This window comes from Pseudomonas sp. CROZ-RG-20F-R04-15, from assembly GCF_022662375.1.
Classification (GTDB): domain Bacteria; phylum Pseudomonadota; class Gammaproteobacteria; order Pseudomonadales; family Pseudomonadaceae; genus Aquipseudomonas.
The window spans coordinates 77,166-99,793 of sequence record NZ_JAKNQL010000013.1; the positions used below are offsets into that span (position 1 = coordinate 77,166).

Here is a 22,628-nt window from a genome sequence, read left to right on the forward strand (position 1 = left end):
TAGCTCGGACGCTGTTTTCACGGGAAGGTTCGGTTGTTGCCGTCACCGCCCGGCCGATGACATCGACTCGGTGTAGACGTGCCACTCACTCCGCGAGCGCTTTGCCCTTGGCAACTGAAAACGCTTGCGGCAGGCGCGCACCATTCTTCGCCGCCAGAATCTCCGCCATCACGCTGACGGCGATTTCCGCAGGCGTCTTGCTGCCAATGTACAGGCCGATCGGCCCATGCAAGCGCTCAAGCGACGCCTCGGTTTCACCAAAATGTTCGATCAGGCGTTCGCGGCGCAGCTGGCTGTTGCGCCGCGAGCCGATCGCTCCGATGTAGAACGCCGGCCCGTGCAGCGCTTCGAGCAGCGCCAGATCGTCGAGTTTGGGGTCATGACTCAAGGCGACGATGCAGGTGCGCAGGTCGACCGCAAAGTCCCGCACCACGTCATCCGGCATGCCGACGATGCGCTCGACACCGTCTATCGCCCACGTCTCGATGTACTCGGGGCGCGGATCGCACACCGCCACTTTGAACCCGTTGAACAACGCCATGGTCGCCAGATACTCGGCCAGCGCACCCGCCCCGATCATCAGCATCCGATAGCCCGGTCCCAAAGTGTTGAGCATCTGTGCGCCATCGAAGCTGAATTGTTCCGGCGTCGTGGTGGGTTCGAGCGTGACCTGACCGGACTCCAACACCAAGCGACGACGAACCAGTTGCCCGGCATCCAGTTGCGTCAGCAACTCATCAAGCGACTGCCACGCCGGGTTGAACTCGAGGATCAATTCAAGCGTGCCACCGCACGGCAAGCCGAAACGATGCGCCTCATCGGCACTGACGCCATAGCGCACCACTTGCGGTGCGCTGTCACTAAACGCGTTGCCGCCATGGGCGGTGGTATAGCGATGGATCAGATCGTCTTCGATGCAGCCGCCGGACACGCTGCCCACCACGCGACCATCCTCACGCAAGGCCAGCATCGACCCGGTCGGCCGTGGTGAAGAACCCCAGGTGCGCGCCACCGTGGCGAGCAATACACGCTCGCCGGCGGCGAGCCAGTCCCGCGCCGTGCGCAGGACCAGCAAGTCGATGCTTTCCATCAATCTCTCCTCTTAGCGCATCTGCAGGATGATCGGACTGCTGCTGGCTGGATCGGTGTGTTCACGCAGTTTGCCCACCGACTGCGCATCGACCGCCGTGCTCTGATTGCCCCAAGTGCTGCGCATGAACGTCAGCACTTCGGCGATCTGCTGGTCCGACAACTGCTCACGGAAGGCCGGCATGCGATAGGCATCCGGCACGCCGGCAGTCACGACACGCTGCGAACCATTCAGGGTGATGTTGATCGCCGAAGCGCTCTCCTTGGCCAGTGCCGAGGTGGCGCCGGCCAAAGGTGGCATCCATTCAGGTTGACCCTTGCCGTCCAGACCATGGCAGGAAGCACAACGCGTCACGTAGGTATGAGCACCGGGCGAATCCAGACGTTGCGCTGCCGGTACGGCTTGATACTGCCACGGCGCGCCATCCCGTTCGCGATCCCCGGGAAGTGACTTCAGGTAGTGGGCAATCGCGGTCAGATCGTCATCGCTCATGAACTGCGTTGAGTTGTTGAACGCTTCGGTCATCGAGCCGTAGACCACCGCGTGTTGATTGCGACCGGTCTTGAGAAACTGCACGATGTCCGCCTCGCTCCAGCGGCCCAGCCCGGTGTTGTGATCATCGCGCAGGCTCGGTGCGTACCAGCCATCGAGCAACGCACCGGCGAGGTACGGTTTACCGGTGTCATCCAGTGCCTTCTCGTTGAACGCCAGGCCACGCGGCGTATGGCAACTGCCGCAGTGCCCGGCACCCTGAACGAGGTAAGCGCCACGGTTCCACTGTTCATCCTGCGACGGTTTCGCCGCATACGGTTCGGCATCGACGAACACACCGTTCCACAGTGCGATCGGCCAGCGCAGGTTCAGCGGAAACGGAATGGCACTGGGGATGTTCGCCTGTTTAACCGGCGCCACGCCTTTCATGAAGAACGCATACAGCGCGCGCACATCGTCGTCACTGAGTTTGGCGTAGGACGGGTAGGGCATCGCCGGATACAGACGGCGACTGTCGGGTGCCACGCCGTGACGCACCGCTCGGTCGAAGTCCGCCAGGCTGTAGTGGCCGATGCCGGTGTCCGTGTCCGGGGTGATATTGGTCGCGTGGATCGAGCCCAGCGGTGTGGCCATTTCCAGGCCGCCGGCGAATGGCGCGCCGCCCGGCACGCTGTGACAGGCCACGCAATCGCTGAGCCTGGCGACGTATTCGCCACGCGCGACCAGTGCCGGGTCGATATCGGCCACGGCGATCTGATGGTTTTCCAGGCGCGAGACAGGCTCGCGGGTGATATACCAGGCCAGCAGGCCTGCCGCGACCAGGCACGGCACGGCCAGCCAGCCAGCGGTTCTTGCGAATCGGCTGTTATTCATGGACGCTCCGGCGCTGATCAAGTGAAGGTGTGTCGGCTCATGGGCAGGCTGCGCACCCGCTGACCGGTTAGCCTTGCCACCGCGTTAGCGACGGCGGGCGCGACCGCAGGTAACGGCGGTTCACCGATGCCACCCATTTTTTCCCCGCTCTCGACCACCCGCACGTGAACCCGGGCCATCCGCGCAGGCGGCAGGATCGGATACAGGTCGTAGTTGCGCGCCCGGGGTTTGCCATCCACCCACACGGCTTCTTCCACCAAGGTTTGCGACAGCCCCAGCGCCACGGCGCCATTGACCTGCGCCTCGACAATCGCCGGGTTGACGATGCTGCCCGGGTCAATCGCCTGCCAGATGTCGTGCACCTTGACCTGACCGTTCTCGATGGACACCTCGGCGATCACCGCTGTCTCCGTTCCGAACGGCGAAGCCATGGCCACACCGCGCGCACGTCGGCTGCCATCCTCGGCGGTAAACGGCCCGCGCTTCCAGCCGCCGGACAGTTCACCCACCGCTTGCAGCAGCGTGGTCAGGCGTTTGTTGTCGCGCAGCAAATGCAGGCGCAGGTCGAACGGATCTTTGCCGCCCTTGTCGGCCAGTTCGTCGAGGAACGATTCATAGAAGAAATCGTTGAGCGAATTGCCCACCGAACGCCAGTAACCGAGCATCGCCGGGCCTTTGACGTAGATCTGCGCGATGCGTTTGTTGGCGATCGCATAGGACTTGCCCGACAACCCTTCAAGCGCCGTAGGGTCGAGTTTCTCACCCTGCTTGCCGGCGAGCGCTTCGGTCGGGCCTTCGGTGGCACTGATCGCTTCGATTGCCAGCGGCCAGCCGTCGCTGTCCAGCGCAGCGCGGAAATTCACTGCAGCAACGGGACGGAGCACGTCACGCAGAAACTCTTCCTCGCGACTCCAGATCAGTTTGACCGGGCGGCCAACTGCCTTGGACAGCGCAATCGCCTGAGGGTAGGGACTGGCCGAATCGTAGAGGAAATGCCGGCCAAAGAATCCGCCCAGCAGCGGCGAATGCAAGGTGATGCGCGAAAGATCGAGGCCCGTGCGTTTGGCGATGTCGGCGCGGAACATGTCCGGCGCCTGATTCGGCAACCAGACTTCCAGCGAACCGTCCGGGTTGAAGCGGGCCAGTGCCGAAGGCGGTTCCAGTTGACTGTGATTCAGGTATTGGTTGTGGTAAGTGGCGTCGATCCGGGTCTTGGAATCCTTGAGGATCGAAGCCACGTCGCCTTGGTTTTCATCATCTTTGGCCGGGCCTTTGTCTTCCGCAAGGCGCTTGAACCAGGCATCGCTGGAAAAGTCGGCGGGCATCGGCCGCACTTTGCTCTCGGCGGTTGGCTCCTGCCAGTCGACCTGAATCGCTTCGACCGCACGTTTGGCGTGCCACCAGCGCTCGGCAACCACCGCCACGGCACCCGGCAGACAATGCACGGAATGTACGCCTTTCATTGCCTTGACCTGCTCTTCGTTGCGCAGGTTGCCCACGGTCATGCCCAGGCGCGGAGCATGTTGAACGGCGGCATGGAGCATGTCGTCGACTTTCAGATCGATGCTGTACAGCGCCTTGCCCGTGGACTTGTCGTAGGCATCGAGGCGCTTCACCGGTTTGCCGATCCAGCGGAACTGGCTCGGATCACGCAGCTTCACGGAAGCCGGATCAGGAACCGGCAGATCCATCGCACGCTCGGCCAGTTCACCGTAGGCCAGCGAGCGGCCAGACTTGGCGTGCACGACTTTGCCGGGTTCGGTGCTCAACTCGCTTATCGGCACGCCAAGTTGCTGCGCGCCCGCCTGCAATAACATGGCGCGGGCAAGGGCGCCGAGGCGGCGCATGACCGGGTAACTCATGCGCACCGACATGCTGCCGCCGGTGATACGCATGCCGTTTTCCAATACCACATAGGCTTCGCCGGGTGGTGCCGCTTCGACCAGAAAGGTCGACGGATCGGCATCCAGTTCTTCACCGACGATCTGCGCCATCGCGGTGAATGTGCCTTGTCCGCCTTCCATGAACGGGCAGAGCAAACGCACGCGATTGTCCGGGCGGATCTCGAGAAACGCCGGCACCTGCGTGCCACGCTCGGCCGAAGCCGCTGCTGCTTGCACGCGTGTTGTACCGAGCGGCAGACCGAAACCGAGGACCAGTGCGCCGACGGCGGTGCCGGTGAGAAAACGTCTGCGCGATACATTGATCGGTTCGTGCAGATCCAGTACCGAGGCATGCTGTGAAGGATCGATTCGAACGTTCATCACGCGTCTCCCTTGCCGGCAAGCTCATGCACAGCGGCATGAATGGCGTTGTAAGTACCGCAACGGCACAGATTGACCATTGCCGCTTCGATCTGCGCATCACTCGGTTTGGGGTTTTGCTTGAGCAGCGCGGTGGCGGCCATCACCTGGCCGGACTGGCAGTAGCCGCACTGAGCGACCTGCAGATCGACCCAAGTCGAGACCACGCGTTTGCCCACGTCATCGCTTTCGATAGCCTCAATGGTGGTGACCTCGCGGCCGACCACACCGGCCACTGGCGTGACGCACGAGCGCACGACGTTGCCATCCACCAGCACCGAGCAGGCACCGCATTGCGCCAGTCCGCAGCCGTACTTGGTGCCGGTCATGCCCAGATCATCGCGGATCACCCAGAGCAAGGGCGTATCGGCGTCGGCATCGACCTGATAGGTCTTCTGGTTGATTCGTAGTTCCATGATTCACCCGCTGATCATCGGTTGACGTGCATTGTTATGAGCGGTGACACGCGGCGAGGCGCATCAGCGTTTTTCGTTCAATTGGCGACTGTGCCCAGCGCTTCCGCCTCGAATGGCTGCCCGCGCAGGAGGGCAATGTCACGACTCGGCGCGGTGCCGAACAGGCGGCCATATTCACGGCTGAACTGCGAAGGGCTTTCGTAGCCGACCGCAAACGCCGCGCGCGAAACGTCGAGGCGCTCGACCAGCATCAGCCGCCGCGCTTCGTTGAGCCGCAGCCATTTCTGATACTGCAGCGGACTCATGCCGGTGAGCTGGCGGAAATGATGGTGAAAGGTCGGCGCGCTCATCTGCACCCGCGCGGCCAGATCGTCGATGCGCAGGGCTTCGGCGTAGTTGACCTTGAGCCAGTCAATCGCCTTGGCGATGCGGTAACCCTGACCATCGACGGCCGTGATCTGCCGCAGCCGTGCGCCTTGATCGGTGTGCAGCAGCCGATAGTGGATTTCGCGCAAAATCAGCGGCGCCAGCACCGGAATCGCCTCGGGTTCATCAAGCAATGCCAGCAGGCGATCGAGTGCGCCCTCCAGCGCAGACGACAGGCTGCCAATCGCGGCGCCGGAGCCCGTTGATGGCTGCCGCTTGGCCGGCAAGCCACTCTTGGTGATGACTTCGGCGAGCATGCTCACATCCAGTTTCAGCACCAGACCGACACAGGGCTGTTCGGGACTGGCAAGCGTCACTTCGGAGTTGGCGGGCAGGTCCAGCGACGTCACCAGAAACCGCGAAGGGTCATAGCTGTAACCCTCACCACCGACCCACAAACGTTTTTCGCCGCGACCGACGAGAATCAGGCTCGGTTCGATCATGCACACCACGGGGGGCGCCGGCTGGTCGCGACGAAACAGCGACAGTCCGGGTATGGCCGTGGCGAAGTCACCCGGCGCGCTCACGCGCGGGTCGATGTTCAATGCCAAAGGCGATTCTTCGGGCAGAGGGGTAGGGATCATGTCGGGTCACTCCTGTTGAGCGAACTCTAATCCGCGCACGAGACGTTTCCTATCCATCACCCTGCATCGCCAGAGGATCAGGCAAGCATTCAAGAGGAATGCACTAGGGAAGGGCCGGATTGACCGGGAGAATGTGTCTATCTGTTTCGGGGGCAGTGCCCGGATGGACGTCGAACTGCTTGCCCCTGCGCATCACATCCACCCGTTTTTTCGCATCACAGGTCGTTTAAATGACATTTCCTTCTACAGATCCTTCCAAAAGAACAGGCGGCTGGAGCGCCGTGCTGGCCATGTCGCTGGCCGCATTCGCTTTGGTCGCTTCAGAATTCATGCCGGTCAGTCTGCTGACGCCGATTGCGGCAGACCTGCACATCAGCGAAGGCCAGGCCGGGCAGGGGATTTCCGTGTCCGGCGCCTTTGCCTTGATCACCAGTCTGTTGATTGCCTCGGTCGCCGCGCGGATCGAACGCAAGAAATTGCTGCTGGGTCTGACCTTGTTGATGATCGTCTCCGGTACGGTCGTCGCGGTCGCGCCGGGTTATCCGTCATTCATGTTCGGACGTGCGTTGATCGGGATCGCGATTGGTGGTTTCTGGTCGCTGTCGGCGGCGACTGCAATGCGTCTGGTGAAGCCTGAACAGGTTTCGCGAGCGCTGGCCATCGTCAATGGCGGTAACGCGCTGGCGACGGTCATCGCCGCTCCGGCAGGGAGTTTTCTCGGTTCGCTGATCGGCTGGCGCGGCGCATTCTTTTGTGTGGTTCCGGTCGCGGTGCTTGCCGCCGTGTGGCTGCTGATCAGCCTTCCATCCTTCAAGGCCGAACGCCAGCCCGGAAGCGGCAACGTCCTGCGGCTGATGAAGCAATTGCCAGTGGCCTTGGGCATGATCGCTGTCAGCGTATTTTTCATGGGCCAGTTCATGCTGTTCACCTACCTGCGGCCCTTTCTTGAAGGCGTGACGGGCGTCAGCGTTTCTACGTTGTCCTTGATGCTGCTGGGGCTGGGACTGGCCGGTTTTATCGGTACCTTTCTGATCGAACGGTTTATGGGCCGCGGCCTCTACCGCACGTTAACCGTCATCCCACTGATCATGGCGGCCATCGCGCTGGCATTAGTCAGCTTCGGCAAATCACCGCTGCTGACCGCCATGTTGCTCGGCCTCTGGGGACTGGTGGCTACCGCCGCGCCGGTCGGCTGGTGGACATGGCTGGCGCAAACGCTGCCGGATGATGCGGAGGCTGGAGGCGGCTTGCTCGTGGCGATTGTCCAACTGGCGATCGCCGGTGGCGCAATCATTGGAGGTTTGGCCTTTGATCTGAGCGGTTACAAAGCTACATTCGAGCTTAGCGCCGCTGTCTTGGTTGTCGCCTCAGTGCTGGCATGGCTGGCGGGGCGCAATGCCACGGAGGTTCATCTTGTTGAGTCGGCAGTTCATTCGGACACGGTTCCCGGCGATCCTGAGACCCGATTTGTCTGATCAAGCACGAAGCTGCTCAGTGCGCCAATGACGGTTGCGTCGCGACCGAGACAGTGAAGACCACGACAAACAGCACGACGATGCCCCAGAACAACACCATGACGGTCAGCATGACGACCTTAAGGCCTTGATAAAGCCTGCGCAGCCAATGGCCTTCGGGTTTCGCTTCAACGCGGGTTCTGAGTACGCCTTTCAAATAGAAGCCGAGCAGCGCCAACAGCGCGCTATCGATCGCCAGCGCAGGCAGGCCGGCTACGGGGAAAATGCTTTCCCACCGATAGAAAGAAGACCGGCTCAGGAAGACCACATAACAAGTCAGACTGCCGTAGGGCAGTGCTCTCCACCATTTGCCGGCGAGCGCTCCGACCATCAGGCACATGATCACCATGAACGGGCTGAGGAGAATATGGAGCATCCACTCCAGTACGTTGGGCAAGTAGTCCGGGGAATGGATACTGCGCCAGAGGTATTCCAACATTGATCGGGTTCCTGCCGTCCATGAAGTAAGTACTGCTGCGGTGCTTCCGTGCTGCTGGAGGATATCGGCGTGTTTTTGGGTTACATGAGGGGGTTATGGGAATTGGGCAGGAATGCACATTCGCGAAGGAGCAGCTCTGCCCCGTGACCACCGTTTACACAGCTCAATCGCTACAGTTCAAGCCAGTCGGAATGAAGCAGCGGAAGCGCTCTTGCAGCCACTCGATAAAAGCTTGAACCTGGGGCGCCAGATGAGTCCGGCTCGGGTATAGCAATGACACGGGACGAGGGGCTGGCCGATAGGGTTTTAGAATCTCCACCAAACCGCGACTTTCCAAATGCTCGGCCACGGCGATCCCGGGCGCCTGAATTATTCCGAAACCCGACACGCCACACTGAACGTACGCATTCGACTCGGTGACGGTGATGCCGGCGTTACTCACAAAGGATCGATCCTGACCTTTCACCGAAAAATGCCAGGGCAATGTTCTGTTGCTCTGACCGGACAAGAAGTTGACGCCTCGATGGGAGGCCAGATCGTCGAGTGTCTTGGGCTCGCCATGCTCGTTCAAGTACCCGGGCGCGGCACACGTCACCATCGTCGCCATCGCGACAGGGCGAGCAATCAAGCTCGAATCCGGTAGATCGCCGATACGCAACGCACAGTCGATGCCTTCGCCGATCAAGTCGACGGCCCGATCAGTCACGCCCAGGACCATGTTGATACCTGGGTAGGAGGCGGTGAATTCTTTAAGGCTATTGATGAATTTCATTTGCGCAAAGGCGCTTGGGATATCGACGCGAAGTCGGCCTGTGAGTGTTACTCCGGATCGATCGAACATTGAGGTCGCAGCAGCAATACCCGCCAGAATTTCCTGCACCCGCTCATAGAACCTCTCGCCCTCGGCGGTGAGTGCGACCTTTCTCGTGGTGCGCTGGAACAAGCGCACGCCCAATGACGTTTCCAGCTCCTGGATGTACCGAGTGACCTGAGGTCGCCCGATGTCCAGCGATTCGGCGGCTTTGGTAAAGCTGCCAAGTTCGGCAAGCCTGGCGAACAGCCGCATCGATTGAAGCAATTCCATGACGCTTTCCTATGAACCCCGAATGAATAAGAGGTTGAACATGATTGTTATCCAAGAATAGAACAATCATGTCTTTTTCCACGCATTTATTGCGCGTCCTCAACAGCGAAAAATGCACCCAAGGCGGAACCGGCTCTGGTTCGAGGCCATTGATGTGTATTTGGAGATTGGCAATGAAAGCTTGGTTATTGAACGATTTCGGACTCGACAACCTGCAATTGGGAGAGGTTGCGACCCCGCAACCCAAGGCTGGCGAGTTACTGGTGAAGGTCGGCGCTGTCTCGCTCAACTTTCGCGACAAGGCTATCGTCGACGGCATTTATGAACCGCACAGGGTGCCCAAACCGCTGATTCCGGTGAGCGATGCAGCCGGCACGGTGGTGGCGATTGGTGACAACGTCACGCGTTTTAAAATCGGTGATCGCGTCAACTCCCACCTTTACTCACGTTGGCTGGATGGCGAGCCAGGGCCGAACGAACCCGATTACTGCTTCGGTTCGCCGTTGCCCGGCGGTCTGGCCGAATACATGATCATCCATGAAGACAGCGCCGTCGGTGCACCCGACAACATGAGCGACGAGGAGGCGGCAACACTGCCCATTGCTGCGCTCACAGCCTGGTATTCGCTGGTGGACTTTGGACAAATCCAGCCGGGCCAAACCGTATTGGTTCAAGGTACTGGAGGTGTATCGATATTTGCCGTGCAGATTGCTACTGCACTTGGCGCGAAGGTCATCGCAACATCGAGCAGCGACCAGAATCTGCAAACCGTGAAGGGGCTGGGAGCTGTGGCGGGCATCAACTACAGAACGACTGCGGAATGGGCGGACGAAGTGCTGAAGCTGACCGAAGGCAAGGGCGTGGATCTGTTACTCGATGTGGCCGGTGGCAGTGGCATCAACCAATCGGTCGCAGCAACCAAGGCATCGGGGCGTATTGCGCAGATCGGCTTTCTGACAGGGCAAACCGTCGAACTCAATCTGATGCCACTCATTTTCCGCCAGACGACCATTCGCGGTATCGCCGTGGCGCCGCGTTCATCATTCGACCGGATGAATACTTTCCTCAACGAGCACAAAATCCGTCCCGTGATTGATCAGGTCTATCCGTTCGAGAAAGCACGAGAAGCTTACGAACATCTCGCGAGGGGAGCATTTGGAAAAGTAGTGATCAACGTCGTTAGATAACGTTAAGGCGCCAATCTGGCGCCTTTTTTCTCGCCCATCGCAGCAGATTCTGATGTCAACGCATAAACAGAGGCCGTCGGACGACCCATTCCGAAGGCGCTACGTGAGTTTGAAAAAACTTGCTAATCACAATCCACTTGCCATCAACTTTCTGGCTGCCACCTTATTTCATCTCACGCCATCGGCTTCGGGCGTGGAGATACGCCGTCAAATCGCTGTAACCTAGTTGAGCAGCAATATCCGTTAATGACTCTCCTTGCAATTCAAGATGCATTTCCAATTCTGCGCGAATCTGGTCGAGCAATTGTCTGAAGGTTGTACCTTGCTCTTCCAGCCGTCTGCGCAAGGTCCTTGGTGTCTGGTGCAGCGACTTCGCCAGATTGTCCAGATTGGGAATTTCACGTCTCGCTAGAGATCGTCGCGCTCCTTCAGCAACCTTGGCTGACCAACCGCTGAAATTCCGATGCGCGGCAATCCGTCGATCCAGCTCCTGCGTTAATAATTCCAACATCCCGTGATGACGGGTTTGCATTGGCAGGCTTAAGCTTCGAGGATGAAAATAGAAGCAGTTGATCGAGCAATCAAACTCAACTCGATCACCAAACCATTGGGTGTACTGCTTGTAATACGACGGACGCGAATGAGTGAACTTTGCCAAAATCGGCTGCACATTGTGTCCTGTACCTCGTCGTAACTGCGCAATGGACATCACCCCGTAGTGTTCAACGACATACCGCGCCAACTCTCCTGGCGCATCAACGTTCAATTCGACTCCGACGCCGTTTTCGTCTTTCACCAACCTTACATTGTCTGTGTCCGAGGCAAGAGGTGCATATCGGGCCCAAAGGTGCATGGCTGACAAAATATCTGGACTGTACAGGCAAAGATAAGCCAGGACATGCCAGTCCTGGGGTGTGAATAACGCGAACAATTTTAATCCGATCGCCGGATCGATACGGGCCGCTTCGCGCCACAGTTGATCCAGTTCGATCAGGTTGTAATCCGTACTTTTCCGGGCAACCTGGCTATCAAGGAAGCGCTCCAATACCTGGCCCAGCCTGCCGCGATGAAAGCGTTGGGGTGGGCGGTTGGCCGGTTCTAGCTCAATTTTGTCCATTTCGCGCATTGGGGGGACTTGCTCGCAGGTTTCTAATGAAAGGGCATTGCCCGGAAGGGCCTAAATCGAGAGCGCCATGAATACAACAATGCTCGTCAATCAACCCATCGTGATAGTAGCCGGGATTTTCCTCTCCTTCATTTTGCTTGAACTTGCCTGTTCGTCGCTTCGTCAGTCGTCAGGTAGTAAACGTGACGTACTCATTGAAGTGGTCGGCTCCGGTATATTAGTGACGGTCACATTCCCTTTAGTCATGTGGCTAAGTGGCACGATACTAAATCAGGCCATCCCGGAAATGAAGGGCGCGCTGTCCTCTATTCCATGGATCGCAGGATTTGCGTTGTTTCTACTTCTGGATGACATGACCCAATATTGGTGGCATCGTCTGACTCATCGGATTCCCGCTCTTTATGCATTGCATCGCGCACATCATTCCGCGCCCTATATGAGCATTCGCATCGTTTATCGCAACAATAGTTTCTACTATCTCTTGATGCCGGGAATCTGGCTGTCTGGCGTGTTGATTTATCTCGGGCTCGCACCCGTTTATTACGTTTATCTGATTATAAAAATGACTGTGATCTTCGCCGCACACAGCAGTGTTGCATGGGACGACAAACTTTATCGCATTCGCGTTTTACGACCGCTCATCTGGGTTCTGGAGCGAACCATCTCCACTCCATCCACTCATTCTGCGCATCACGGTTTGACTGCAGAGGATGGCGTGACTCACTACAAAGGCAATTTCGGTAACCTGTTATTTTTATGGGATGTTTTGTTCGGAACAGCCAAAATTACCCGTAAGCGTCCGCCAGCGTACGGTATTGAACATTTGTCACCGGTAACCTGGAAAGAAGAATTGTTCTGGCCAATCGTTCGCTCCCATCGCACCGCCCCCAAAGTAAGTAACGCTGAACAGAAGGTCGCACAATGAGTCGTCATATCGTTCTGCTGTCTGGTTCGAATAGATTCAACAGTCAATCAATCAAAGTTGCCCATTATCTGCGCGAGCGGTTGGAAGCACTTGAGCTTTGTGACTCAAGCGAACTAATAGATCTGGCGTCGAGCCCGCTACCGCTGTGGCCAGAAGAAGACACTCAGAAAGCCTGGAGTGTCCAGCAATCCATCCTCAAAAAAGCAACAGCATTGATCGTGATTAGCCCAGAGTGGAATGGCATGGCTTGCCCGGCCCTGAAGAACTTCTTTTTGTACGCAGGGCTCAGCGAACTAGGACATAAGCCCGCGCTTCTGGTTGGCGTTTCGGCTGGACTTGGGGGAGCCTATCCCATTACAGAGTTACGTGCTTCAAGCTATAAAAATAGCCGGATCCTGTATTTGCCTGAGCAACTGATTATAAGAAGCGTTGAATCAGTGCTTAACAGTAAATGTCCTTCAGATGAAAATGATGTTCGTATCCGCGCACGTGCCGATTGGGCTTTGGATGTTCTTTGCCAATACGATGACGCCTTGCGTACGATACGAACTGCAATCAAACATCCACCTGAGTTCTCTACGGGGATGTGAGACTGTCGAGCCTCAACAAGCTTAATAAATAAGGCTGCGTGTATATACGTTGGTTTCAACCAGGTCGATGCAGAAGTATTCAGTGTCGAATCAACAGAGTGTTGCATCGACTGGTTGATCCAGGTCAAAACGGACACGCGGCTCCGGTCGTTCACGAACGTCTGCTAATGGCCTAAAGCTTCCGGTCAAGGTCAACTATTTCCAACTCGGCGCAGACGTTGCACAGGATGGCGCTGGATTATATCCAGACGTCGTTCAAAGCCGTTCTTTCCCCATCTTCATGCCCGGTGTTCAAAATGCCTCGTGGCTCGATCATCATCAGTTTTGCTTCACCTTCTGCAGCTGTCCGATGTTCCACGCCACGGGGTACTACATACAGTTCACCTGGATTCACATAGACGCAGCCTTCCGGCAGGTCGATGCGCAAGGTGCCTTCCAGCACAAGAAATGCCTCGTCTGTCTCGGGGTGTGAGTGCCAGATGAATTCGCCTTCGATTCGCACAACCTTGAACTGGTAGTCATTCATCTCCGCAATAACCCTAGGACTCCATTGTTGTTCGATGAGCGAAGCTTTACGTGCCAGGTTTACAGGAACTGATGATTGTTGATGACGGAGCTTTGACATGACGAATCCTCTGTGGTCGAAGTCGTCATCCTATAGAGCATGGAGCAGGGCGCTCTTGTACGTTCCTGCAAGTCAGCGTGCGGCCCGCAATCGTTCCAGCCAGCGCATGGGTGGAACTCCGTAGCAGCGGCTGAAGTGTCGGGTCATATGACTTTGATCGTGGAAACCCGCGACGAGGGCCGCATCCACCAGGGTGAAACCTTCAAGCACCAATGCGCGGAACCGATCCAGACGGCGCAGGGTGACAAATCGGTAAGGGCTCGTACCGTAAAGTGTTCTGAAGTCGCGTGACAGGCTCCAGCGCTCGCGCCCACTGGCGTGCTCCAGCATTTCCAGGGTAATGCAGGTGTGCACATTTTCGAGGATGAATGCTCTGGCGCGCTCGGCTGCGCGGTAATCCAGACGCTTGCGCCCGCGCGGCTTGCCCCCGACGGCACGCAACGCCATCGCCAAGTCATACAGCGCGTCCTGTTCCTCGAGTGTTTCCAGTGGATGATCCACCGCTTGCACGAATGCTTCACTGGCATGAAACAGACGCGGATCGCTCGAAAGTCCCCCTGCGATAAAGGGCAAGGGTTCCCCGCCCAGGACGTTCTGGATTAATGCCGGATCAACGTAGGCCATTCGATAACGAAAGCCTGCGTCGGTGCCGGCCATACCATCGTGGAGTTCGTCGGGGTGAAGCACGAGCGTGTTGCCGGGAACACCGTGGCGCATCGAGCCTGCGTAATGAAAGCTCTGTACGCCCGCCAACGTTCGACCTATCGAGTAGGTGTCGTGTCGATGAGGATCGTAGCCGTGGCTGCCGAACCACGCTTCGATACGCTCGATGCCTCCGGCTTGAACACTGCGGATGACCCAGTCGGCGGTGCCGGCCTGGCCTTTTTTCTGATCCATGAATGTGTACCTTCCCGACTCTGCGCGGTAGTGGTGAATATTTATCTGACGGAACTCATGTTCGCCACAGCAAACCTTCAACCTCATCAAATTTGCCGGCGACCTTCAGATAAGTCTCAGCCCAGATCAAACCACAGTGGGCCGCAACGCCTGCGCCAGTTCAATCAGTGCGCGCAATCGCGCCGGCACGAAGCGATGGCCCGAGTAGTAGAGCCTCAACCCGCCAAACGACGGGCACCACGGCATCAACACCGGCACCAGGGCGCCGCTCGCCAGTTCTTCCTGGATGAACCACTCGGAAATGAACCCAATGCCGAGGCCCGACACCACGGCTTGTTTGATGGCCAGCAACTCGTTGGAGGCGAAGGACACCGGCAAATCCATCTGCAGCTTTTGGCCATCGCACTCCAATTCCCACTGGTAGAGGCCACCATGGGCCATGCGCATGCCGATGCTCCGGTGGGTGAGCAGATCTCGCGGATGCTCGGGCACGCCGTGGCGTTCGAAGTACTCGGGCGTGGCCACCACGAGCATGCGGATGTCACCTGAGAGTGCCACGGCAATCATGTCTTGCGGCACAGACTCTGCCAGGCGAATCCCGGCGTCGAAGCCACCGGCGATGATGTCGACCATGCTTGATTCGCTGACGATGTCGATGCGCACTTCGGGATAGCGCTGAGCGTACTGCTTCAATAGCGGATCCAACAGCAGGCAGGCCGCGCCATGCGGTGCATTGATGCGCAATGTGCCGCTGGGTTCATCGGGGCCGACGCTGGCTTCTTCGCCGGCACTTTTGATCTGTGCCAACGCAGGGGCGATGCGGGCCACATAGCGTTGGCCGATGTCGGTGAGGGCAACGCTGCGCGTGGAGCGATTGAACAGGCGCACTTTCAGGCGTGCTTCCAGGCCGGCCACCGCGCTGCTCACGGCGGTAGTGGACATGCCCAACTCCTGTGCTGCGCCGCGAAAACTGCTGCGGCGCGCCACGGCCAGTAACACTTCCAGCTCGGTCATTGCTGTTCTGTGCATGGATTGTCCTGAATATAAGGATGCTTCATCAGCCAAAGGATGGCTTATCGGAATAATGAACCCTTCTTAGACTCCATCACAGAGGCTCGATTCAGGCGAGTCGTTTTTGAGCGAGGAGTCGCCATGCAACGTATTGAACATATCTACATCAACGGCGAGTTCGTCCTTCCACACGGTCAGGAATGGTTTGATCTTCATAACCCGAGCACCGAGGAAGTCATCGGCCAGGTTCGGCTGGGCGATGCACTGGACGCACAGCGCGCGATCGCAGCCGCCAAGGTTGCGTTCCCAGCGTGGGCCCGTACCAGCCGGGAGGAGCGCATTGCGGCACTGCACCGCATGCACCGGGCCATGGCGGCAAGGGAGGAGGAGCTGCTGGAAGCCATCCTCGTGGAGTACGGCGCGCCTGCGGTTCGCGGGCGCTGGATGGCGACTTATCCGGCCGAGGTGATTGCGCAGGCAATCGATGCACTGGAGGCATTCGATTTCGAGGAACAGGTCGGTATGGCCAGGGTCATTCTGACGCCCGTGGGCGTGACCGGTTTGATCACGCCCTGGAACAGCAATGCGGGCTTCATCTGCAACAAGCTGGCCACCGCGCTGGCAGCAGGCTGCACCGCCGTCATCAAGCCTAGCGAGATGAGCGCGTTGCAGACGCAGGTCGTGGTCAGGGCGTTGCACGAGGCGGGGCTGCCACCGGGTGTATTCAATGTCATCAACGGACGGGGCGATGTGGTTGGCGAGGAGATCGCCCGCCATCCCGACGTTGCCAAGATCTCGTTCACGGGTTCGTCCGCTATCGGCCAGCATCTGGTCAAAACTGGTGCGGACACTATGAAGCGTGTGACGCTTGAACTCGGCGGCAAATCGCCCACAGTGGTGCTTGACGATGCGGATTTCCAGGCCGTCATGCCGCTGGTGCTGCAAGCCGGATTTCTCAACAGCGGCCAGGCTTGCATCGCAGGCACTCGCATCCTCGTGCCGCGCCGCCGGCTGGCAGAGTTCGAGCGGATTGCGAAGGAGGGCGTCTCACAGATCCGATCGGGCGATCCACGTGACACCGACACCGACATCGGTCCGATGGTGAGCCAGAAACAATGGGAACGAGTGCAGCGCTATATCCGTACCGGCCAGGAAGAAGGCGCGAGGTTGCTGGCGGGTGGCGAAGGTCGCCCGCAAGGCTTGCATGCCGGATGGTTCGTGAAGCCCACGATCTTCACTGATGCCAACAACCGGATGCGCATCGCGCGTGAGGAAATCTTTGGCCCCGTGCTGACGATCATCCCCTACGAGGATGATGCCGATGCGATCAGCATTGCCAACGATACGGACTATGGGCTGAGCGCCCTGGTGCTGGGAAAAAGCGCTGAACGTTGTATTAACGTCGCCCGTCAGATCGATGCGGGGCGCGTGCTCATCAACACCCTGGCCCACGAACCACGTGCCCCCTTCGGTGGATTCAAACATTCAGGCCTTGGGCGCGAAATGGGCAGGTGGGGGATGAACGCGTATCTGGAGCCGAAGACGTTGATCAGCTATGACCCGGTGAAATGACTGGGTCAGGTTCCTGTCTGGGGGCACTGCCATCCGTCGTCCGGGCTATCGGGCACATACTCAGGAGACATTTCATGGACTCATGATCGCCGCCAGTTTCGGATGGTTTTTCACGTAATACAGCTCTGACTCAGCGTCATCTTCCAGAAAGTGCCATATCTTTTTTGATCGCATGGAATACATGACGACAATCAGAAATACCCCGAGATAAAGCCACATCAAACTGGTCGCGCCGGATCTGGACATGATGGCGCCCGTCATCATGAATGAAATCGAACTTCCTAGCTGACTGATCACTAACGTGGATGCCATCAGTCGCACGCGTACGCCGGAGGGGATCGACAAGACTCTCTTGTCCATTCCAACCATCGTAATGCAAGTACTTGCCGCCCCGGCGAAAAACAGGCAAGTACTCAACTGCCATATTTCGTCTGCTTGCGCCGCTGCGCAGAGTGCAGAAGTTAATAAAGCCCAACATCCGAGATACTTGTTGCGCTGATGTTGCCTTTTGCTAATCAGCGGGCTTAAAAAGAACAAACCTGCAACGGCTCCACCGGCGAATACCGCATTGAACAAGCCAACGCTACCTTCAGCTAGACCGTGAGTGTGTATGAGCGTTGGCACCAGCATCGGTACGGTCGCTGTGACGGCAAAACCAAGTAGTAATCCGGAAAAGGTCAAAAATTGTTCTGGCGGTAGAACGCATTTGAGTTTAAGCCCTAAAAGCATGTCATTAACAAGATCGGTTGATGATTTTCTGGGTTGCAGGGCAGGGGCTGCGCTAATCGGTAACGCCATGGCTAAAACCACAATAGCCAGCCCCACTATCGACACAAATAGCAGCGAGACTTCCAGCGAGGAAACCGTAATGACAATACCCGCCAACAAAGGCCCCGCAACCCGGCCGACAGTAACAACGATGCGCCGGACGCGAAATGCAGCGTCCGCACGATGTTTATCAACGGTTTCCGCAGGATAGATGCCCAAAAGAGGCTGGATCATTCCAAATGCTGATGCAGCCATCACATCGATCAGTATCAGGGCATCAAGCGAATACCAGTTTGCGGCAAAAAAGTATCGCAATACGCTCGCAATCAATAACGCAAAACAGCCGACCTTAAGCGCTGTACTGCGACGCATTGACTCAACACGCGGCGCCAGACACAACATTGAAATGATCGCCGCGAGTGCCAGGGCTGTTTCGTAGGCTGCCAGCTCCAGGAAGCTTCCTCGCTGCACGATAATCAGAGGTAGCGTCGTATTCCAACAGCCGAGGTAGATCCAAAGTAACAAGTCCAGGCAAAGATACTTTCGAAATGTACTCAATGGGTGACTTCCTTGCTCCGCACCTTGTGTAGGGGATGTCATTCGCACGCGCCGAATTATCCGCAATGCAGCTGCGCAAATATCAGCTTACGCCTCGGCTGACATCCGGTGATGTTCCACCAGGAAGTCCACAAACAATCGTACCCGCGCCGGCATCGTCGCGCCGCCGACGAACACCGCATGAATCGGTTCCTGGTCCCCCGGGTTCCACGCTTCCAGCAGTGAAACCAGTTCGCCGCGCTGAAGATCCTCGCTCACGCTGAACGCCCCGATACGGGCAATGCCGGCGCCCATTCGCGCGAATTGCGCCAGCGCTTCACCACTGCTGCATTCGATGTTGCCACTGACCTTCAGGGAAAACACTTTGCCATCGCGGATAAACGGCCAGTTGGGTTCGGCACGCTTGAAATTGAAGCGCAGGCAGTTGTGCTGGAGCAGGTCTTCTGGTTCCTGCGGGATGCCGTGGCGCTGCAGATACTCGGGCGATGCCACCACGACCTGGCCGGTCGTACCGATCCTGCGTGCCGTCAGCGGGCTGTCGGGCAGATGACCGAAGCGCACTGCGACGTCAGCCTGCCCGCCGAGAATATCGACCACCTCGTCGCCGAGGTTGAGGTCGACGACGATATTCGGGTAACGGGCGCTAAAGGCTGCGACCAAGGGAACAATGGCCAGGCGTCCATGGCCAAGGGCGGCACTCACGCGCAATCTCCCCCGGGGCACGCCTTGATCGGCGATGGCTTCTTCGACCTCGTCCATGTCGGCGAGGATGCGCCGGGCGCCGCGCAGGAACGCTTCGCCCTCGGCCGTGAAAGTGATCGCTCGGGTGGTGCGCAACAGCAGGCGGGTGCCAAGCCGTTGCTCGGTGCGCGCGATGATCCGACTGACGGCCGAGGGTGTCAGGCCCAGCGCACGCGCGGCGGCCGACAGGCTACCTTCCTGCGCGACGGTGGTGAACACGCTCATTTCACCTGACCTGCCGTTGAAATCCACTTGTGCCTCCTACGCAAAGGTGATTGCCAAAAATGCCATCTACCGCCTGAAAAGACAGGATCGTAGCATTGGCGGCATAGATAAGGAGCTTTCCATGCGTATCAATCCACCACTTGTTGCACTCGCCATCGGTGCCTTCGGCATCGGCGTTACAGAATTCGCCCCCATGGGCATGTTGCCGGGTATCGCTGCGGATCTGGGCGTTTCCATTCCCGCTGCCGGTTTGCTGGTCAGTGCTTACGCGATGGGCGTATTGCTCGGCGCACCGCTGATGACCCTGACCACCGGCAAGATTCCCCGGCGCTATCTGCTGATCGGGCTCATGGCGATTTTCACCCTGGGTAATCTGATGTCAGCCCTGGCCACCGACTACTACAGTCTTATGGTCGCAAGGGTAGTGACCTCACTGAACCACGGTGCCTTCTTTGGCGTCGGCTCCGTCGTCGCCGCTACCCTGGTCGCTCCGGAAAAACGTGCCGGGGCGGTGGCGGCGATGTTCATGGGCCTGACCCTGGCGACCATCGGCGGTGTGCCGCTGGCCGCCTGGTTTGGCGAAATGTTCGGTTGGCGCACCGCTTTCTGGGGGATTACCGGCCTGGGCGTGGTGACCATGGCCGCTTTGTGGTTCGCCTTGCCGAACGTGCGGGCGCCGAAAAGCGTCGGTGTCATGGCGGAAATTCGAGTTTTGGGGCGCGGCCCGGTGCTGGCCGCGCTGGCCCTGACCGTCGTCGGCTCAAGTGCGATGTTCACCGTCTTCACCTACATCGCGCCGATCCTCAGCAGCGAGACTCATGCGTCCACCGCCTTCATCACCGCCATGCTGATGCTTTACGGTGTCGGTTTGACGCTGGGCAACATGTGGGGCGGCAAGGCCGCTGACCGCTCGATCGATCGCACCTTGATCGTCTCGCTGAGCGTACTGATTGTCGTCTTGTTGGCGTTCACCGTACTGATGCGCTGGCCGCTGCCGGCCGCCGTGGCCATCCTGATCTGGGGTATTGCCAGCTTCGCCCTGGTGCCACCGCTGCAGATGCGCGTCATGGAAGCGGCCAAGGACGCGCCCAATCTGGCCTCGGCGGTGAACATCGGCGCCTTCAACTTCGGCAATGCGATTGGCGCAGCGCTGGGCGGCGCGGTGATCAGCAGCGGGCTGGGTTATCCGGCGATCTCCCTGGCCGGCGCGGCGATGGCGGGCCTGGGGCTGCTGATGGTGTTGGGATTTGCGTGGCGTTCCAGAACGATTGAAGCCGCTGTGGTGTGACGAAGGTGGGGGGGGTGATTCGTTACCCTTGATGAGTGGCGGCAGATGGTAGATTCCTGCCGTTGCTGACCGTGAGATACAACCGAAAGCACCTACCGCCCAATCTCCAGTGCATCCTGCACATTTTGCTTGGGTGGTAGGAGGTGACGAAGCGGTGTCAGTGATCGCCTGCCTGACGCCGCAACAAGTCATCGACGGCGCGGATGGCGAGGGGATATCCGTCGGCGCCCATGCCGCAAATTACCGCATTGGCCACCCCAGAGTCGCCGCAAGAGCTGGAACTGTGCACGCTGTACACCAGCGCCGAACCTTGCTGCATGTGCGCCGGCGCGGTGTATTGGACCGGGATCGGGCGGGTGGTTTATGCCTTGTCGGAGCATGCTTTGCTGGGATTGACCGGTGACCATCCGGAGAACCCGACGTTCTCGCTGCCATGCCGCGAGGTGTTTGCCAAGGGGCAGCGCAAGGTCAGTGTGTTGGGGCCGATGCTGGAGGGGGAGGCGGCTGAGCCGCACAAAGGCTTCTGGTCTTAAAGCGTCGTTCGTGTTGACGCCTGCATTTCGAGGGATGCTGGCATTTATTTTTCACCCGAAAAAAAGGTGCTCATCTGAGGCACCTTTTCAGTTTTATCTAAAGATGAGCGGCACTAAACCAAGTCATCAGGCTGCACCCTGAAGACTCCTTAAATTCTTAGTAAAATGCATACCTGCAATCAATCAGGCCGCGTGAGTAAGGGTAGCAATGGGTCAAAACGATTGAGGCGGGGTCCTGCCATCCAACATTCATAAAAACTTAACGAGATTGCTGCAGAGTTAAGGAGCCCCTATAAGGAGTTTCCTTGATGAAACGATTGATCAAGTCTGCTGCGTTCGTTGTGACTGCATCTCTGTTGGCTACCTCAATGTCCTTCGCGGCGGAAAACGTCCGGCTGACAGGCTCCGGAGCCAGTTTTCCGGCACCGATCTATCTCACCTGGTTCAAGGATTTCAGCAAGAAATCGGCTGGTGTCACTGTGGATTACCAATCCAAGGGCAGCGGCGCGGGTGTACAGGACTTTTTGAATAAGACCGTTGATTTCGCCGCCAGTGACTCGGCTATGAAAGACGAAGACATTGCCAAGGTAAGCGAGGGTGTGCAGTTGCTGCCGATGACGGCGGGTGAAATCGTGCTGGCTTATAACCTGCCGGGCAATCCTAAAGGGCTCAAATTGCCGCGCGACGTCTACTCCAACATCTTCCTGGGCAAGATCACGCGCTGGAACGACCCGCAGATCGCCGCAGCCAACCCCGATTTGAAACTGGCCGATACGCCGATCACGGTTGTTGTGCGAGCAGACTCCAGCGGTACCACTGCGGTGTTCACCAAGCACCTGGCGGCCATCAATCCGGAGTTCAAGCAGGCGCTGGGTGAGGGCAACACCGTCAACTGGCCGGCCAGCGACAAATTCATCAAATCGCCGAAGAATGACGGTGTGACAGCCACCGTACGCCAGACCCCGGGTGCCATCGGTTACATCGAATACGGCTTTGCCAAACTTGCCAAGGTTGACTTCGCGCAGTTGCAGAACAAGGCCGGTCAGTACGTGGTACCGAACGCGGAAAGCGGCGCCGAGGCACTCGCTGCGGTAAAAATGCCCGAGAGCCTGGTGGCCTGGCTGCCAGATCCGGACGGCGCCAAGTCTTATCCGATCACTTCCTACACCTGGATGATCTTTCGCAAGGACAACGGTAACCCGGCCAAGGCCAAAGCCATGCGCGAGATGGTCGAGTACAGCTTGACCGAAGGGCAGAAAATCGCCGACTCGATGGGTTATATACCTTTGCCACAGTCGGTCGTCGATCAGGTTCGCAAGGCGTCTGCCAACATCCAGTAAGCGCTCGCGAGGCCTCTCTCG

General features: G+C 58.4%; 20 protein-coding genes and 1 pseudogene. 8 read left to right on the forward strand and 13 right to left on the reverse strand.

Annotation, left to right across the window (positions count from 1 at the left end):
* Nucleotides 1–85 precede the first annotated feature (85 nt).
* The 5 genes from L8H52_RS19540 to L8H52_RS19560 all read right to left on the reverse strand — a co-directional run bounded on the left by L8H52_RS19540 (nt 86) and on the right by L8H52_RS19560 (nt 6,184).
* A complete protein-coding gene (locus L8H52_RS19540) occupies nt 86–1,090 on the reverse strand; it encodes an XdhC family protein (RefSeq protein WP_242208330.1) in 1,005 nt (334 codons plus the stop codon).
* A gap of 12 nt (nt 1,091–1,102) precedes the next feature.
* Nucleotides 1,103–2,455: a cytochrome c gene (locus tag L8H52_RS19545; RefSeq protein ID WP_242208329.1), complete on the reverse strand. Its 1,353-nt coding sequence runs from the start codon at nt 2,453–2,455 to the stop codon at nt 1,103–1,105.
* A 17-nt stretch (nt 2,456–2,472) separates the two neighbouring features.
* Nucleotides 2,473–4,719, reverse strand: coding sequence for a molybdopterin cofactor-binding domain-containing protein (locus L8H52_RS19550; RefSeq protein WP_242208328.1), 2,247 nt, complete (start codon nt 4,717–4,719; stop codon nt 2,473–2,475).
* A complete protein-coding gene (locus L8H52_RS19555; protein ID WP_039772180.1) occupies nt 4,719–5,174 on the reverse strand; it encodes a (2Fe-2S)-binding protein in 456 nt (151 codons plus the stop codon). Before L8H52_RS19555 ends, L8H52_RS19550 begins: the two co-directional genes overlap by 1 nt.
* Nucleotides 5,175–5,251: 77 nt before the next feature.
* Nucleotides 5,252–6,184 carry an AraC family transcriptional regulator gene (locus L8H52_RS19560; protein WP_242208327.1) on the reverse strand — a complete coding sequence of 311 codons (933 nt, stop codon included), beginning with the start codon at nt 6,182–6,184 and terminating at the stop codon, nt 5,252–5,254.
* 230 nt (nt 6,185–6,414) lie between these two features.
* On the opposite strand from L8H52_RS19560, the gene L8H52_RS19565 reads away from it, so the two are divergent.
* Nucleotides 6,415–7,659, forward strand: coding sequence for an MFS transporter (locus L8H52_RS19565; RefSeq protein ID WP_242208326.1), 1,245 nt, complete (start codon nt 6,415–6,417; stop codon nt 7,657–7,659).
* A gap of 16 nt (nt 7,660–7,675) precedes the next feature.
* Here the strand turns inward: L8H52_RS19565 and L8H52_RS19570 are convergent, their stop codons facing one another.
* Both L8H52_RS19570 and L8H52_RS19575 read right to left on the reverse strand, forming a co-directional pair.
* Entirely contained in the window at nt 7,676–8,137 is a 462-nt protein-coding gene (locus L8H52_RS19570) for a hypothetical protein (protein ID WP_242208325.1), read from the reverse strand.
* 163 nt (nt 8,138–8,300) lie between these two features.
* Complete coding sequence (locus tag L8H52_RS19575) at nt 8,301–9,221, reverse strand: LysR family transcriptional regulator (protein WP_242208324.1); 921 nt, start codon at nt 9,219–9,221, stop codon at nt 8,301–8,303.
* 173 nt (nt 9,222–9,394) lie between these two features.
* Here L8H52_RS19575 and L8H52_RS19580 point away from each other — a divergent pair, with 173 nt between their 5' ends.
* Nucleotides 9,395–10,408 (forward strand): NAD(P)-dependent alcohol dehydrogenase, encoded by a 1,014-nt coding sequence (locus tag L8H52_RS19580; protein WP_242208388.1) that lies wholly within the window; start codon nt 9,395–9,397, stop codon nt 10,406–10,408.
* A 163-nt stretch (nt 10,409–10,571) separates the two neighbouring features.
* On the opposite strand, the gene L8H52_RS19585 is transcribed toward L8H52_RS19580, so the two are convergent.
* Nucleotides 10,572–11,534: an AraC family transcriptional regulator ligand-binding domain-containing protein gene (locus L8H52_RS19585; RefSeq protein ID WP_242208323.1), complete on the reverse strand. Its 963-nt coding sequence runs from the start codon at nt 11,532–11,534 to the stop codon at nt 10,572–10,574.
* 67 nt (nt 11,535–11,601) lie between these two features.
* Between L8H52_RS19585 and L8H52_RS19590 the strand changes: the two genes are divergently transcribed.
* Together L8H52_RS19590 and L8H52_RS19595 are read left to right on the forward strand one after the other, a co-directional pair.
* Complete coding sequence (locus tag L8H52_RS19590; RefSeq protein ID WP_242208322.1) at nt 11,602–12,459, forward strand: sterol desaturase family protein; 858 nt, start codon at nt 11,602–11,604, stop codon at nt 12,457–12,459.
* Nucleotides 12,456–13,049, forward strand: a complete 594-nt coding sequence (locus tag L8H52_RS19595; protein WP_242208321.1) for an NAD(P)H-dependent oxidoreductase — start codon at nt 12,456–12,458, stop codon at nt 13,047–13,049. The genes L8H52_RS19590 and L8H52_RS19595 overlap by 4 nt, the downstream gene beginning before the upstream one ends.
* Nucleotides 13,050–13,287: 238 nt before the next feature.
* Here the strand turns inward: L8H52_RS19595 and L8H52_RS19600 are convergent, their stop codons facing one another.
* The 3 genes from L8H52_RS19600 to L8H52_RS19610 all read right to left on the reverse strand — a co-directional run bounded on the left by L8H52_RS19600 (nt 13,288) and on the right by L8H52_RS19610 (nt 15,600).
* Nucleotides 13,288–13,674 (reverse strand): cupin domain-containing protein, encoded by a 387-nt coding sequence (locus tag L8H52_RS19600; RefSeq protein ID WP_242208320.1) that lies wholly within the window; start codon nt 13,672–13,674, stop codon nt 13,288–13,290.
* 72 nt (nt 13,675–13,746) lie between these two features.
* Entirely contained in the window at nt 13,747–14,571 is an 825-nt protein-coding gene (locus L8H52_RS19605) for an AraC family transcriptional regulator (RefSeq protein ID WP_242208319.1), read from the reverse strand.
* Between the two features lie 126 nt (nt 14,572–14,697).
* Nucleotides 14,698–15,600 (reverse strand): LysR family transcriptional regulator, encoded by a 903-nt coding sequence (locus L8H52_RS19610; protein ID WP_242208318.1) that lies wholly within the window; start codon nt 15,598–15,600, stop codon nt 14,698–14,700.
* Between the two features lie 123 nt (nt 15,601–15,723).
* Here L8H52_RS19610 and L8H52_RS19615 point away from each other — a divergent pair, with 123 nt between their 5' ends.
* Complete coding sequence (locus L8H52_RS19615) at nt 15,724–17,154, forward strand: aldehyde dehydrogenase family protein (RefSeq protein ID WP_242208317.1); 1,431 nt, start codon at nt 15,724–15,726, stop codon at nt 17,152–17,154.
* A 72-nt stretch (nt 17,155–17,226) separates the two neighbouring features.
* On the opposite strand, the gene L8H52_RS19620 is transcribed toward L8H52_RS19615, so the two are convergent.
* Both L8H52_RS19620 and L8H52_RS19625 read right to left on the reverse strand, forming a co-directional pair.
* Nucleotides 17,227–18,480, reverse strand: coding sequence for an MFS transporter (locus tag L8H52_RS19620; protein WP_242208316.1), 1,254 nt, complete (start codon nt 18,478–18,480; stop codon nt 17,227–17,229).
* Nucleotides 18,481–18,567: 87 nt separating this feature from the next.
* Nucleotides 18,568–19,473, reverse strand: coding sequence for a LysR family transcriptional regulator (locus tag L8H52_RS19625; protein ID WP_242208315.1), 906 nt, complete (start codon nt 19,471–19,473; stop codon nt 18,568–18,570).
* 94 nt (nt 19,474–19,567) lie between these two features.
* Between L8H52_RS19625 and L8H52_RS19630 the strand changes: the two genes are divergently transcribed.
* The 3 genes and pseudogenes from L8H52_RS19630 (at nt 19,568) to pstS (ending at nt 22,607) form a co-directional block, all read left to right on the forward strand.
* Nucleotides 19,568–20,734 carry an MFS transporter gene (locus tag L8H52_RS19630; protein WP_242208314.1) on the forward strand — a complete coding sequence of 389 codons (1,167 nt, stop codon included), beginning with the start codon at nt 19,568–19,570 and terminating at the stop codon, nt 20,732–20,734.
* Between the two features lie 263 nt (nt 20,735–20,997).
* Nucleotides 20,998–21,267, forward strand: a pseudogene (locus tag L8H52_RS19635) (deaminase); the annotation flags it as partial.
* 308 nt (nt 21,268–21,575) lie between these two features.
* Complete coding sequence (gene pstS / locus L8H52_RS19640) at nt 21,576–22,607, forward strand: phosphate ABC transporter substrate-binding protein PstS (RefSeq protein ID WP_242208313.1); 1,032 nt, start codon at nt 21,576–21,578, stop codon at nt 22,605–22,607.
* Nucleotides 22,608–22,628 lie beyond the last annotated feature (21 nt).